The sequence below is a fragment of the Maribacter arenosus genome (assembly GCF_014610845.1).
Classification (GTDB): domain Bacteria; phylum Bacteroidota; class Bacteroidia; order Flavobacteriales; family Flavobacteriaceae; genus Maribacter_A; species Maribacter_A arenosus.
This window is the reverse complement of the sequence record NZ_JABTCG010000003.1, coordinates 351,006-365,651: the sequence shown is the minus strand read 5'-3', so window position 1 is coordinate 365,651 and position 14,646 is coordinate 351,006. Positions and strand designations below refer to the sequence as shown.

At 41.0% G+C, this 14,646-nt stretch carries 13 protein-coding genes; 5 read left to right on the top strand and 8 right to left on the bottom strand.

Annotation, left to right across the window (positions count from 1 at the left end; genetic code table 11):
• Positions 1 to 69 precede the first annotated feature (69 nt).
• From HPE63_RS09640 to HPE63_RS09625, 4 genes are all read left to right on the top strand, one after another.
• On the top strand, positions 70 to 3,252 hold the full coding sequence (locus HPE63_RS09640; protein ID WP_188314057.1) for a SusC/RagA family TonB-linked outer membrane protein: 3,183 nt from the start codon (positions 70 to 72) through the stop codon (positions 3,250 to 3,252).
• 10 nt (positions 3,253 to 3,262) lie between these two features.
• On the top strand, positions 3,263 to 4,963 hold the full coding sequence (locus tag HPE63_RS09635; RefSeq protein ID WP_188314056.1) for a SusD/RagB family nutrient-binding outer membrane lipoprotein: 1,701 nt from the start codon (positions 3,263 to 3,265) through the stop codon (positions 4,961 to 4,963).
• A gap of 10 nt (positions 4,964 to 4,973) precedes the next feature.
• Positions 4,974 to 5,891: a hypothetical protein gene (locus HPE63_RS09630; RefSeq protein ID WP_188314055.1), complete on the top strand. Its 918-nt coding sequence runs from the start codon at positions 4,974 to 4,976 to the stop codon at positions 5,889 to 5,891.
• Positions 5,892 to 5,996: 105 nt separating this feature from the next.
• The gene (locus tag HPE63_RS09625; RefSeq protein WP_188314054.1) at positions 5,997 to 7,457 is read left to right on the top strand and encodes an aryl-sulfate sulfotransferase; all 1,461 of its coding nucleotides are present in this window, start codon (positions 5,997 to 5,999) and stop codon (positions 7,455 to 7,457) included.
• Positions 7,458 to 7,741: 284 nt separating this feature from the next.
• On the opposite strand, the gene HPE63_RS09620 is transcribed toward HPE63_RS09625, so the two are convergent.
• The gene (locus HPE63_RS09620; protein ID WP_223198109.1) at positions 7,742 to 8,266 is read right to left on the bottom strand and encodes a hypothetical protein; all 525 of its coding nucleotides are present in this window, start codon (positions 8,264 to 8,266) and stop codon (positions 7,742 to 7,744) included.
• 27 nt (positions 8,267 to 8,293) lie between these two features.
• Positions 8,294 to 9,079, bottom strand: a complete 786-nt coding sequence (locus HPE63_RS09615) for an alpha/beta fold hydrolase (RefSeq protein WP_188314053.1) — start codon at positions 9,077 to 9,079, stop codon at positions 8,294 to 8,296.
• Positions 9,080 to 9,305: 226 nt separating this feature from the next.
• On the opposite strand from HPE63_RS09615, the gene HPE63_RS09610 reads away from it, so the two are divergent.
• Positions 9,306 to 9,500 (top strand): hypothetical protein, encoded by a 195-nt coding sequence (locus tag HPE63_RS09610; RefSeq protein ID WP_188314052.1) that lies wholly within the window; start codon positions 9,306 to 9,308, stop codon positions 9,498 to 9,500.
• A gap of 6 nt (positions 9,501 to 9,506) precedes the next feature.
• Here the strand turns inward: HPE63_RS09610 and pyrF are convergent, their stop codons facing one another.
• The 6 genes from pyrF to HPE63_RS09580 form a co-directional block, all read right to left on the bottom strand.
• On the bottom strand, positions 9,507 to 10,328 hold the full coding sequence (gene pyrF / locus HPE63_RS09605; protein WP_188314051.1) for an orotidine-5'-phosphate decarboxylase: 822 nt from the start codon (positions 10,326 to 10,328) through the stop codon (positions 9,507 to 9,509).
• 97 nt (positions 10,329 to 10,425) lie between these two features.
• The gene (gene prfA / locus HPE63_RS09600) at positions 10,426 to 11,502 is read right to left on the bottom strand and encodes a peptide chain release factor 1 (protein ID WP_188314050.1); all 1,077 of its coding nucleotides are present in this window, start codon (positions 11,500 to 11,502) and stop codon (positions 10,426 to 10,428) included.
• Between the two features lie 133 nt (positions 11,503 to 11,635).
• Positions 11,636 to 12,910: a DUF3570 domain-containing protein gene (locus HPE63_RS09595; protein WP_317172910.1), complete on the bottom strand. Its 1,275-nt coding sequence runs from the start codon at positions 12,908 to 12,910 to the stop codon at positions 11,636 to 11,638.
• An 83-nt stretch (positions 12,911 to 12,993) separates the two neighbouring features.
• Positions 12,994 to 13,203 carry a DUF4266 domain-containing protein gene (locus HPE63_RS09590; RefSeq protein ID WP_188314049.1) on the bottom strand — a complete coding sequence of 70 codons (210 nt, stop codon included), beginning with the start codon at positions 13,201 to 13,203 and terminating at the stop codon, positions 12,994 to 12,996.
• A 9-nt stretch (positions 13,204 to 13,212) separates the two neighbouring features.
• On the bottom strand, positions 13,213 to 14,208 hold the full coding sequence (locus HPE63_RS09585) for an FAD:protein FMN transferase (RefSeq protein WP_188314048.1): 996 nt from the start codon (positions 14,206 to 14,208) through the stop codon (positions 13,213 to 13,215).
• Positions 14,205 to 14,639, bottom strand: a complete 435-nt coding sequence (locus HPE63_RS09580; protein WP_188314047.1) for a thioredoxin family protein — start codon at positions 14,637 to 14,639, stop codon at positions 14,205 to 14,207. The genes HPE63_RS09585 and HPE63_RS09580 overlap by 4 nt, the downstream gene beginning before the upstream one ends.
• Positions 14,640 to 14,646: the final 7 nt, after the last annotated feature.

Sequence of the window (14,646 nt, the reverse complement as noted above, 5' to 3'; positions counted from 1 at the left end):
GAAACGCACCTAGGAATTCCCAAACCTAAATCAAATACAGAGTAACTGTTTTGAATTAAAATTCTAAGTATGAAAAAAAAATGTAATTGGGTGATTATGCTCTTCCTTATTGGAATATCGTGGGCATATACACAAGAAAAAACGGTTGCCGGTAATGTAACCGATCAGACCGGCATTCCACTCCCAGGTGTGAACATCTTGGTTGCCGGTACAACTAATGGTACGCAAACCGATTTTGATGGCAACTATGCGATTCAAGTGAGTGAAGGTGATATTTTGGTGTTCTCATATATCGGCCAAAAAACAAAGCGAACAACCGTAACTTCATCGAATGTAGTGAACGTACAACTAGAGGATGACACACAGGCTTTGGAAGAAGTAGTGGTCACCGCTTTTGGCATAAAACGGAATCCAAAGAATTTGGGCTATGCCGTAAGTAAAGTAGAATCAGAGGATATCATCGAGAACTCCGAACCTGATTTGATACGCTCGTTATCCGGTAAGGTACCTGGGGTAAATGTGAATTTTTCCACCGGAGTTGCAGGAGCATCCAATCAAATAAATATAAGGGGTGCCACTACTTTCGGAAGTTCTTCCCAACCACTGATCATTGTCGATGGTATTGCCTATGACAATTCACAAACGACTACGGCAGACTTGGCACCATCGAGCAGCCAGTCTACAGGAGGTGGAGGTTACGAATCGGGACTATCCTCCCTGGATCCTAATGATATTGCCTCGGTAAATGTTTTAAAAAGTACAGCAGCTGCGGCTTTGTATGGTTCACGAGCCGCTGATGGTGTAATCGTTATCACTACCAAGGCTGGTGCAGGTGGCAATACGGCCAATAAATTAAACGTGACCTTTAATTCTGGTACTTATTTCGAAAAAATTGCTAACCTTCCAGAATATCAAAATACCTATGGAAATGGTGTGAATTTCGGCTATGTTAATGCCAATGGATCATGGGGGCCAAGGTTCGATTCCTTGGCAACAATTCCGACTTGGCCTAATCTATTGAACGCCTTTCCTGATCTATTTGGACCTACTGTTCCCTATGAGGCCCAGCCGAACAATGTGGAAAACTTGTTTAGGGTCGGAACGGTATATGATAATTCGGTCAACCTTTCTTATGGCGGTGAAGATGGAAACTTTAGTGTTACAGTTTCCGATCTTACCCAGGAAGGCTATATCCCCTACAATACTTTTGACAGGACTTCAGTTTCTGCCGGAGGTAATTTCAAACTGCAGAACGGTATTAATGTTGGGGCCTCACTCAGCTACTCAGACACCAAACAGGTTGGTGGCTTCTTTGGTGAAAACCAGTTTGCGGGTTCAGCTTCCTCATTTGCAAGAACATTATGGCTTGGAAGGGTTTGGGATACATCGCTACCTTTTGAACATCCGGTAACCGGCGCATCCGTAACCCCAAACAATGGTTGGGATCACCCACTTTGGTCCTGGAAACACGATCAGATTATCACCAATACAAATAGAACAGTTGCGAATGTCAATGCATCTTACGATTTCAATGATCACATATCCACATCATTACGTGTGGGAATCAATAAGTACAATTTGGACCGAAAGGAGATTCGTGATCTTGGATCACGGGCAAACAATGGTTTGGGAGCCGTGACTACCGATAATTTTACGAACGAAGATATAGAATCTACATTTTTGGTGAATTTTGACTATGACATTAATGAGGAAATTGGATTTACTTCCATTTTGGGCAGCAACGTGCTTCAAAGTACCTCCGATCGCCATGCTATTCTGGCCAATACATTTATATCTCCGGGAATCTATACCGTAGAAAACAATCTGAATGTCACTTTGGTAAACCCTACTCCGACCAATGGAATCGGGTTTGCAAGAAAAAGAAACGTTGGCGTATTTGCTGAGCTTGGTCTTTCGTATAAAGACTTCCTATTTCTTACCGCCACGGGAAGGAACGACTGGAGTTCAACACTTCCTAAAAACAACAATTCATATTTCTATCCATCTATATCCTCATCCTTTATATTCACGGATGCCTTTAACCTAGATAGCGATGTTCTGACTTTTGGTAAAATCAGGATTGGCTATGCTTCTGTAGGTAGGGATGCCGATCCAGAATTTTTAAACAGGACTTTTGCGGTGGGCAATGCCTTTTCAGGAGCCCCAGTCATAGCGAACCGATCAGCATTAGGGGATACCGAACTTACCCCTGAATTTACCGATGAAATCGAGGCCGGTCTTGATTTGGAATTTTTCAGAAGACGTATTGTACTGGATTTTAGCTGGTACAAAAAAACCACTACGGACTTAATTTCTCCCGTTAGTGTTCCTTCTTCCAGTGGATTTGCCACTTTTAATACCAACATTGGGGAAATTCAGAATACAGGGGTTGAAGTTGGACTTACCCTAGTGCCTATACAGACCGAAAATTTCAAATGGACTTCATTCACCACATTTACTAAAAATGAAAACGAAGTTACAGAGTTGGTAGAGGGATTGGAACGGATCCAATTTAATGCCAATGAAATAGCTCATGCCATCGTAGGGGAACCTTTCGGGGTGTTTTTTGGACAACGATTCGCCCGTGATGCCGATGGAAACTATCTCATTAACCAAGCCGGAGGCGGTATTGTGCAAGATTTGGAAAATGGTGTAATCGGCGATCCCAACCCAGATTTCAGGGTAGGTTTGATAAATACCTTTACCTATAAAAATCTGTCGTTAAGGGCACAATTCGATTGGAAGGAAGGTGGTGATATTCAATCCTCCAGTATTGTCGCTTTATTGGGACGAGGTGTTACCAAGGATACGGAAGATAGGGAACGTACTTTCATTATCCCCGGTTTCTATGGCGATAATGCCGGTAATCCCATTTTGGATGCCAGTGGAAACCAAATCCCGAATACCACTCAAATCGACATGAATGAATTGTATTTCTCCCCTGCAGGAGGTAATACGTTTGGAATTAATACCGTAGATGAAGGAGAAATATACGATGGCACTGTCTATCGTCTTAGGGAGATGAGCCTAACGTATGATTTCCCATCCAAATGGTTGGACAAAACACCTTTTGGCAAAATAAGTTTTAGTGTAATGGGCAACAACCTTTGGTACTTTGCCCCCAATGTTCCAAAATATACAAATTTTGACCCTGAGGTAACCAGTTTTGGTTCAACAAGACTACAGGGTATTGAGATTTCCGCCGCTCCTACGTCAAAACGATATGGGTTTAAACTTAATTTAACTTTCTAATAAAAAAGGCATGAAAAATATAAAATACACAAGATTTTTAACATACACCTTGGCTTGGTTGTTTCTGTCAGGTCCATTTATCAGTTGCGAGAAATACTTGGATGTCGATACGGATACCGATAGTCCAACAACCGCTCCTTTGGGCCAATTATTGACCAACATCGATATAGCGGTTGCAAACACGGCAGATTTTCGATTGTGGAGTGGGGATATGTTATCTGTTTATACCCACCAATTTACAGCAAGGGAAGAACAAGACCAATATGGTACTAAGGCAGACAATATTAACCTCAACAACGATTGGGACACCATATACCTCACCTTAACCGATATAGAAACACTTATTGCGCAGGCCACTGAAAGCGGGGACATGGTATATGTGGGTATTGCAGAGATATTGAAAGCTTACCTGATGTCGGTGGCAGTCGACCTTTGGGGCGATGTTCCTTTTTCGGAAGCGACCCTTTTGGAAGGGGGTACGGTTAGTCCTGTTTTTGATGATCAGGAAGCGGTGTATCAGGCTGTTTTGGATTTGCTCGATTCCGGAAAGGCAAAAGTATCAGGTGGGCAAGGATTGGCTTTTCCCTCCTCTGACGACTTGTATTACGGTGGATCTTCGAGCAAATGGGTGAAATTTGCCAATACGTTTAAATTGAAGTTATACAACCAAATACGATTGTCCTCATTATTCAATTCATCAGATTTTGATGCTTTGGTGGCCGAGAACAATTTTCTTTCTTCCATAGCTGACGACTTTCAATTTACCCATACGATAGCACAAGCCCCATCCGATGAGCGCAATCAACTTTTCATTGATGCTTATGGGGGGGCACAGGTGACCAAATATATCAGTCCTTGGTTTTATGAAATATTAATGGGTATGAACCCGAATATACATACAGGAAACAAAGACCCCAGGATTCCATATTATTGGGCCAACCAGTTAACTCCCGGACAATTTCCAAGAGATCAAGGGGATACTTCAACAGGGGACCCTAATGCAGACTATTGGGATTCTTCAACAGGATTTTTCACAATTCGCTTTGGCAGTATTGGACCCGACCGTGATCATGCCGTACAGACAGATGCGACCTTTCCCGGCATATTCCCTTGTGGAGGACGATATGATGACGGACAAGGGTTTGCAAGAACCATTGGCAGTGGTACTGGCGTGGCGCCAAGGAGAATACTAACCTATGATGAGTTTTTATATATCCAAGCCGAGCTAATACAAGTAGGATTGCTAAGTGGAAATGCCGGCACCAAACTCAGGGAAGCCATGGAGGCAAGTTTTGCGAAAGTAGATCAAGTGGTTGCCGGATCAGGTACTTCACAAACGGTTCCAACACTCGTAGGTTCCCCGGAAGTCATAGCCTTTATGGATAATATAGATGCCGAATTTGCCGCTGCCAGCGATGAAAAAAAACTGGAACTTATCTTAACCCAAAAATGGGTGGCCACTTTCGGTGATTCCATGGATCAATACAACGATTACAGAAGGACGGGTTATCCCGTTTTGGCGGATCCCAATGGAGCTTCTCCGGAATATCAGTTAGACAATGGTGACGGTTGGCCCTTATTGGACAATTTGACAGTGCTTAACAACGGTTTTCAACATTCATTTTTCTGGCCCCAGCCGGAGTTGAACCTCAATCAAAATGCACCGGCTCAAAAAGATCCAACAACTGTCAAAATATTTTGGGACAATTAATAAAGAAATCATGAAAAAAATCAAAACTATACTACTCCTAGTGTTGACCATTACATTCGCGATATCATGCGAGGATGATGGTGGAACTTCAGTAATCCCTTTAGATGAAGGTGCGGCACCTAACATGGTAAAAGCTGCGAGTGCCCCAGCATTCATCGACCTTGTAAAAGCGCAGAATGGCGAGCCGATAACTTTGCAATTCAACGCCTCTGTTGCTCAAGGAGAACCAGCATCAACTGATATTGTAGGTGTCTATACCACCTTTGCAGGGCCTGTTTATAATGCTGTCTTGTTCAGTAATGTAACCCTACCGGGAGATTTTAGCCTAACCGCGGCAGATGTGGTAGCTGCATTTTCCGAAATCAATAGCGGTGCTGATTTTCAGGTAGGGGATGTTCTGACCATTACCACCCGGTTTACTATGCCCAATGGTACCGTTCTCGACATTGTTAGTCCGGATGGAATAATAGGGGGTACAGGAACCAATATTCAAACAACGGTGCTTTTTACCACGGTAATCAATTATCCGGTTTCTTGTACCTCTAGCCTTGGCGGGACCCACTCCTTTGTGTCCTCCAATTTGCAGGCGATAACAGGTACCTGTCCTAGTGGGGAAGTAACCGGGACAGTTACATGGACAGATCAAGGGGGCGGTATCTATTTAACATCGGACCTTGGTTTTGGCCAATATGGAACGACTTGTTGGAGCGATTCCCCGGCAACAAGTGGAGGTGCAACGTTTACAGATGCCTGTAATCTTATCATTTCAGGTGGGCAAGACCAATACGGATTGACCTATACATGGGTCATTACCGATGTCAATGGCCCGGAAATGTCCCTTTCATGGTCCAACGATTATGGGGATTCAGGAGATGTTGTGATTACTAGGGAAGGAGGAGCCGATTGGCCTGATTTGTTTACTCAATAAATTTATTTAGACATCCGGAAAAGCAGCTTACTAACCATAAGCTGTTTTTCTTTTCGGACTAAATCCGTTCCTATTGCGTTTGGTTTTCATTCTATTTCGTATCCAATGAAAAAATTATCACTTCACATTCTTATCATCCTTTGGATATCATCTTTTTTAAGTTGTTCTGTTGATAGTGTTAACACCCAAATTACGAAACCGGTTTCTAAAGAACCAGATGCTATAGCGATTCCCGAATCAAACACTTTGGGAACATTATTAAATGACCCAAAAGCTTATGACGGCTATACCCTTTTCACCATTCATAAGACCACTTATCTTATCGATAATTGCGGGCGGGTCATTAAACAATGGACAAGTACTTATGACAGGGGTGGTGCATTCAGCCTCATGGAAGACGGTTCCTTGTTAAGGGCTGGCAAAATAGTCAATCCAGAGCTACCCTATGGCGGTATTGGTGGAATTATTGAGAAATTCAGTTGGGGCGGTGAACTAATTTGGAGTTTTCGATATTCCAATCCAATGTATAGCCAGCACCATGGATTGGTTCCATTACCCAATGGCAATATCCTATTTTTATCCGTACATAAAAAATCAAAGGAAGATGCCATTCATACCGGAAGGAACCCGGAAAACCTCTCGGAAGATGGACTCTATGATGAGCGTATTATTGAAATTGAACCCAGTGGTAGCAATGGTGGTAATGTTGTTTGGGAATGGAGAACATGGGACCATCTTGTTCAGGACTTTGACAACACCAAGGATAATTATGGGGTTGTTTCAGAAAATCCTCAACTATTGGATATCAATTACCTGGGAAGCTCAAACGGGGATTCTGATTGGTTGCACTTTAATTCAATACAATATCATGTCGACCTTGATCAAATTATTATAAGTTCCCAGAAACTTAGCGAGATATATATCATAGACCATTCAACCACCACCGAAGAGGCCAAATTTGACGATGGAGGGAATAGTGATATGGGTGGCGATTTTATTTTTAGATGGGGAAATCCTGAAGCATATCATCATGGGACGCCAGCCGATAGAAAACTATTTGGGCAGCACAATGCCTATTGGATACCAAATGAATATCCCGATGGGAGTAAGATAATGCTCTTTAATAATGGCTTGGGAAGAAAAACGGATTATTCCTCTATCGATATCATAAGTACACCAAAAGAAGGAATCTACAACTATGTTTATAACCTAGGGCAGCCATATGGTCCACAGGCTGCCGAATGGACCTATATCGACCCTGAGGAACCCACAAAGTTCTATTCAAAAATACTTTCCAGTGCCCAACGCCTGCCTAATGGCAATACCTTGATCTGTGAAGGTACCCAAGGTAAATTTTTCGAGATTGATGAAGACCTCACTATCGTTTGGAAATACATCAACCCGGTAACAAACCATGGCCAAAGGCTATCACAAGGGGATTCCGCTGCAAGCAACATTTTTCAAGCCATTAAGTATAGCCCTGATTATATCGGCCTGAACGATAAAGATCTTACCCCAGGAAACCCATTGGAACTAAACTTTGATATTGGTACCTGTGAGCAATGATAGTCATTTACTTAAATCACAGTGACTGCATATAGTCCTGGGTAAATAAAGAGTAATTTTTTGTCGGAAACGGAAACGTTTATAAGCCTTTCCTTTAAACAGGACGATAGTCTTTAAATTAGGGCATTAATCAATATGCTAAATGTATGGCAGTCCTGGGATCTACTTCTAAGAAAATCAAAAATCTCATTTTTAGAGGCATTATTTGAGTTAGCTATCAATTTTTCCAGGGCTGCAATTTACATCAAGATCTAACTTGTTTCATTCCAATAATGGATATCCTCTTAATCCTTAGTCCCCTCGACCCTCTCGTACAAACCATCAAAAGCAACACCTACAACTTTTTCGCCTTCCAATATTTCCCAAAGTTGACGTACCGTACCATCTTCATTCATGGTCCAGGTAATCCGGTTACGATTCAGCACACCCATCTTATTTTCAAATTCTTCCGAAGCCAAAATCATTTGATTACCGATTCGATTCCCCGAGAGCTTTAAATGTCCCCCAGTACTGTCGATCCACAATTGCTCCCATTGCTTGGTAATCTGATTATAAAAATTAGTGCTTATTCCTGTAAATCCTGCCTGTGTACTGGTCCAATTTTCCTGAATAACACAGTTATTTTCCGATTTTACAATGGTATTCCTTCCAGCAAGTGTGCCATCGGCATTAGAAACCAACCAGGAACCTACCCAGAAATCAAATGCTTTATGGTCCTCAGTACAGCAAGCGCATTTTTCTTCTTGGCCGAACGCATGGCCGGCCCAAAGCATACAACAAATCAATAATAAATATTTATGTGCTGCCATAAGTATAATATAGGATTATTTAATGAATCAATTACTGGTATCGGCCACATAACCGATGACCAAGTGATTAAAAAGCTGTGGTTGTTCCACATTGACTACGTGTCCGCAATATTCTATCGTCAATAAACTACAAGCTGTATGTTTCTGTACAAGTTTCTTTACCGCTGGTAGAAAAAGGTAGTCTTCTCCTCCCATGACGTACAATGTCGGTATTTTGGTGTCCACTGCCCTGAAGACGCGAAGCAAAGGGTTTATTTCCGAGGTCAATTTAAACCATCTTGTAAATTCCTTTTGATAGAGTTTCTTTGCTTCCCGAACAAACAAGAGCCTTGATTCTTTATGGTTTCTATGGGGCATTATTATAAATGCGAAAAACTTATATAACCATAAGTAGGGAACTATAGATTGGAATAAGATGCCTAATCGCATTAATATTTGTGAGCGAAAATCGAGTTGCATAATTGCTCCGCCCATGACCATACTCTCCACCCTATGGGGATATTTCTCTGCAAGGTTTCGTATAAGAATGGTCCCAAGGGAAATGCCAATAAAATGCGATTTTTTAATTTTTAGATGGTCAATAACCTCAACGATATCCTCCGTAATGGAATCAAAGGTATACTTGTCGTTAAAAGCATCTTTTAGACTAGGTTTTGAATTCCCATGTCCTCTTAAATCCAATAATAATATGTTGAAATGATTTTTGAATTCCCGCACTTGCTTATACCAAATGGAAGAGCTTCCCCCTGCTCCATGAACAAAGGTTACCCAAGTGGTCGAATCATTATGTAAATATGTGTAGTAACTTAACAATGGTGTTCTCTAAGTGTCCGATGTTTAGCAATCGCGCAATGTATTAAATCTTTTTTACTCTAACTGAATTGAATTTATTTTTAACAACCATTTTCATTTATTTTTATGAACAATATTAAGTTTTTGTTAATAATTGGATAAATAACCTGAAAATTAGTTGACTTACAAGGTTGTGAACGTCTAAAATGATAATTCGCCCGTATATTTGTTATAACACTTTAGTACTATGGATAAGCAATATTGTAAAGTCGGATCTGTAACTCCAATCACTTCTGGAAATCAAGCTATATCGATATTGGAATACCAGTATCAAAGCTTTATGGAAAAAGCCTCTAATCTAGAATATAACAATACGAAATTGGGGGAGTTTTTTGAGCAGAAAGCACAAAAAATAAAAAAAAGGTTGGAAGAACTAATATAGGTTAGATTAACCTAAAGCTTTTAATTCATCCTGCATCTGCAGCTGCAATTCTTTTGCTTTTTCGGCAGCTTTTAAGGCGAAATCCTGATTTTTTGAGGCATAAATGATTCCTCTGGAAGAGTTCACCAACAAACCTATATCCTGGTTCATTCCATAGTGGCAAACTTCTTTTAAACTACCTCCCTGAGCACCTACACCGGGAACCAATAAAAAACTTTCGGGAACGATCTTGCGAATATCCCCAAGGTAACTCGCCTTTGTCGCACCTACCACATACATTAAATTATGGGCATTTTTATAGGTAAGTGAGGTTTTAATTACTTTTTCATACAAAGCAGCCCCTTCCAGTATTTGGGTCTGGAAATCATAGGCCCCCTCATTGGATGTCAATGCCAATAATATCGTATGCTTATTTTCAAAGGCCAAAAATGGTTCAACGGAATCCTTTCCCATATATGGAGCTACAGTAATGGAATCAAAACCAAATTCCTCAAAAAATGCCTTGGCATATCTTGTTGACGTATTACCGATATCCCCTCTTTTGGCATCCGCAATGGTGAATATTTCTGGATGGTTTGTATTGAGATAATCGATTGTTTTCCCTAAGGCTTGCCAACCTTTGATTCCATACGCCTCATAGAAAGCGGTATTGGGCTTGTAGGCCACGCACAGATGATGGGTAGCATCGATGATTGCCTTATTGAAAGCAAATAGAGGATCTTTCTCCTGTAGTAGATAAGGAGGTATCTTTTCTAAATCAGTATCCAATCCGATGCAAAGAAAGGATTGTTTCTTGTAGATCTGTTCGATTAATTGTTGGGTAGTCATAAAATTTAAACCTACTCGATCGCAGTAGAGCGGTTAAAATTAATTTAATGTCCTTGAAGTTCTCGACTGCGCTCGAACGGACTTAAGGTTGTCATTTCTAAAAAATCTCCGATGCCTCTTTAAGTTTTTCTGTATTTTCAACCAGGCTAAGCTCATCGATGATTTTTTGAATATCACCATTAATAATATTTTGTAAATCATAAAGGGTCAACCCAATACGGTGGTCGGTTACTCGACCTTGAGCGTAATTATAGGTTCTTATTTTGGCCGATCTATCCCCACTACTTACCTGAGAATTTCTTTTGGCTGCATCTTCTTCTTGTTTCTTGGCCAACTCCATGTCATATAATCTCGAACGCAATACCTTAAAAGCCTTTTCCTTGTTCTTATGCTGGGATTTTTGGTCTTGACATTGGGCAACCAAACCTGTAGGGAGATGTGTAAGTCTTACCGCTGAATACGTGGTATTTACCGACTGACCCCCTGGTCCGGATGAGCAAAAGAAATCTATTCTTACATCCTTGGGGTCTACCTGCACATCAAAATCCTCGGCTTCTGGCAAGACCATGACCGTCGCCGCACTTGTATGCACACGGCCTTGTGTTTCGGTCTGTGGAACCCTTTGTACCCGGTGTACCCCAGCCTCAAATTTTAGGGTACCATATACATCCTCCCCAGTGACCTCAAACTGTATTTCTTTATAGCCACCACTTGTACCTTCACTTAGGTCGATGACATTGGTTTTCCAACCTTTACTTTCGCAATATTTGGTGTACATTCTAAAAAGGTCACCAGCAAAAATACTGGCCTCGTCTCCACCTGTACCCGCGCGAATCTCAACAACTACATCCTTTGCATCTTCTGGATCCTTGGGTATCAACATTAACTTTATCTCCTCTTCGAGTTGGGGCAGGGCCGCTTTAGCCTCTTCTAATTGAATCTTTGCCATTTCCAACATCTCGGCATCACTGCCATCCGCTATAATCTCTTCCGCTTCTTGGATATGGTTCAAAAGTTCTATGTACATTTCGCGTTTACCTATAAGTTTCTTAAGGTCCTTATACTCCTTCGTGAGCTGCACATATTGCTTTTGGTCGGCAATTATATCGGGTTGTATAATAAGGTCAGAAACCTCATCAAAACGCTGTTTAACAATATTCAATTTATCAATCATAATCTTTCCTCTAATCGACTACGAATTTACGATAAATTTGAACACAAGTGGTATGGCTACTTTTTGTAGGGTAATATTGTTGATGAACGATCATTAAGAAAAAACAAAGATTCCAAGTATTGCAATTTCAGCTTTAATCCCCAACAAAAGTAGTCCCTAGGCTGAAAATATAAGAGGAGAGTCCATCACTCCGATCATACTTATTGAAACGAAAATCAATCGTCTTTAATCCGAAAGTAAAGACCTTGGCACTTGTAAAGATATCCTTGTAACGCAGCCCCATGCCATATTGATGTGAATTGAATGCAGAAAGATCATAATCCGAAGTGTAGAAATCTAAACTGGAAACAGCCATTTCTTTTTCGTAAAAATAATCCGCCGAAGTTTGTTGATAAAAGCGATAATTAGGATATAGGGTGAATTTATCATTTAATTTAACGGGCACCTCCAAACTGGCGGTATGGCCGGTGATCCCCCAATCATCGGAATAATATCTGTAGTAACTACGCAGTACGACCAAATCGTTCAAATAATAATTTAAACGGGCACCTATCGGGATCTTAAACCGGTTTTTCGGTAATTGCTCTACCCCATCGGCCAACTGAAATTCCTCAATGAAAAAGTCATCGACATCACCAAAATAGACCCTTTGATGAGGAGTACCCAACAATCCCTTTTGGGACACAAGGTCCATAAAAATGGAACCTTGTATTCGTTTGCTTAAAATTTGGGAAACACTTAAGGAGAGGGAGTATGAATTTCTTGTTTCATCATTGAATTCGGTAAAATTTGGATTGTAGGTACCACTGCCCGTTATTCTTGTATCGAAAAAACCATTTCTTAATTCTATCGGATATTGAGGATTCCACTTGTCCAAAAAGACTTGAAAACTTGCAGCAACCTGAGTATTCTTTTCATTGAAAAAACGAGTATACCCACCACCAAAACCTACAGAAAAATAATCATATTCCGATGAAACATAGGCCTGAGCGGAATATACGGAATTACGGTCTTCCGAACTATGTTCATAGGAGGGATTGAAATGTACCAAGGCATCACTTTGGGAAGCCCCGGAGGAAGCACTGAAAGGACTAGCTAGCCTACTGCTTTTGTCAAAGGGATCGATATTGCTTGAAGAGGCCGAGGAATAAGCTGAAATACCCACATCGACCGTTAGGATGTCATCAGGGTTCAAGGGCATTTTTACCACAATACTAGACGTTGCATCTGTCAACTCTTCGGTACCTTCCCCACCCGTAACAGCAGCATTTTCCCCATCTTGGTTGTAAAAACTAAAGAGTAAATCTATTTCTGAGGTTTCCAAAACCCGCTTTTGATAGCTATTGGAGTTATCGTCTTGGGAAAAACCCCAATTAAACAGTAACACTATGAGTAGAACGCTAATTATTTTCAATGAAGTCTAAGCTATTTGTTACCAATAAAAATCTAATCCTTCTATTACAGAATTTCTCTGACAAAGGCTCGTTGCACCTAATTACAACCGCAGCCTCCGCCCGATTTACCACCATTGGCACCCGCAGCAGCCTCCCGGTATATCTGGAAGTTAGTCTCAAAACGCTCAGAACCTTTAGCGCTCAGGGCCATCTCTTCATCATTTAGGTAGATTTTGTCATATTCCTTTACTACGACACAAGAACTAGACAAAGCCGTAAAAACCATAAGTAGGAACAACTTTTTCATAGATTAAAATTAAGGATTATTATCGAACAGTATGCCACTACTTTTATGGATTTTATTCTCACTGTCGACCAATATTACCTCAGTACCCCCAAGTTGGTTGATCAACGAAAGACCAGCATCCTTTCCCATTATAAATACAGCTGTTGCCAAGGCATCGCAAAGTTCGGCGCTTTTAGCGAAAATTGAAACACTATTCACTCCTTGGGAAGGATACCCGGTTCTGGGGTCAATGATATGGGTATATTTCTTTCCATCGAAGATTACGAATTTCTCATAATTACCAGACGTTGCCACGGAAGATTCGACAATGGGCAACCAAGAAAAGATTTTATCCTTGCTTAAAGGATTGGCAATACCGATTAACCATTTTTCCCCACTGGCTTTTGTTCCCCAAGTGGTCAAATCCCCTGAAGCATTGATTATACCTGCCACCACTTGCTTTGAAACCAATAATTCCTTGGCCTTATCCGCCGCATAACCCTTGCCAATGGCCCCAAAAGATATTTTCATACCTTTCTGTTTTAAGAAAACGGTCCGATCATCCGAATTCAATATTATTTTTTGATAGCCTACCTTGGCAATTGACTTTCTAATGGCTTCTTTTGTTGGCATGTAGGTCATGCTACCGTCAAATTGCCAAATTTCATCCATTGATGAATACGAAATATCGAAAGCCCCATCGGTTATCTCCGATATCTGCTTGGTACGTTCAATAAGTTTAAAAAGCTCCATACTCACCTTTACAGGTCGTATGCCCGCATTCTTATTGATCAATGATGTTTCGGATTCGGGATTCCAGGAAGATATCAAGTTTTCAATACGGGTAATTTCCGCAATGGCTTCATCGATATTTATATAACCGATTTCCTCATTTGCGGCGACTACCGTAATTTCAAAGCGGCTGCCCATTAATTTTTGGGTCCGGTGAACGGTTACGTATTTGCGTTCTTGTCCAAATCCTGCTATGACGAAGAAGACAATAAACAGGGGGACAAGTTTTCTCACTTTAAAAATGAGTTTAACAGTGAAATGTAGGCGTCTGGGGTTATTTTTTTATAGCCAGTGGTACCTAGAACCTGTTCCTTGGAATTCATGACCACCACAAAAGGGAAAAAGCCATTAGGATTATAGGTTTTGGCCAATTCACCATTCTTATCGGCTATTTCGGCTGGCAATTGATTGCTTTTTTTTCTTGGGAAATCCGCTTTGTAAAGCACATAGTTTTCCTTTGCATAGCCAATGAATTCAGGTGACTGCCAAATACTTCTATCCAATTTTATACAAGGGGCACACCAATCCGATCCTGCAAAAACAAGGATGATGGGTTTATTCTCCTTTGCGGAAACCGACAACGCATCGGAATACGTAGGTCGCCAATCCTGGGCTGATACCAACACCGTACATAACATGGCCATTATGAAAGTCAACTTCTTCATTTTAAAT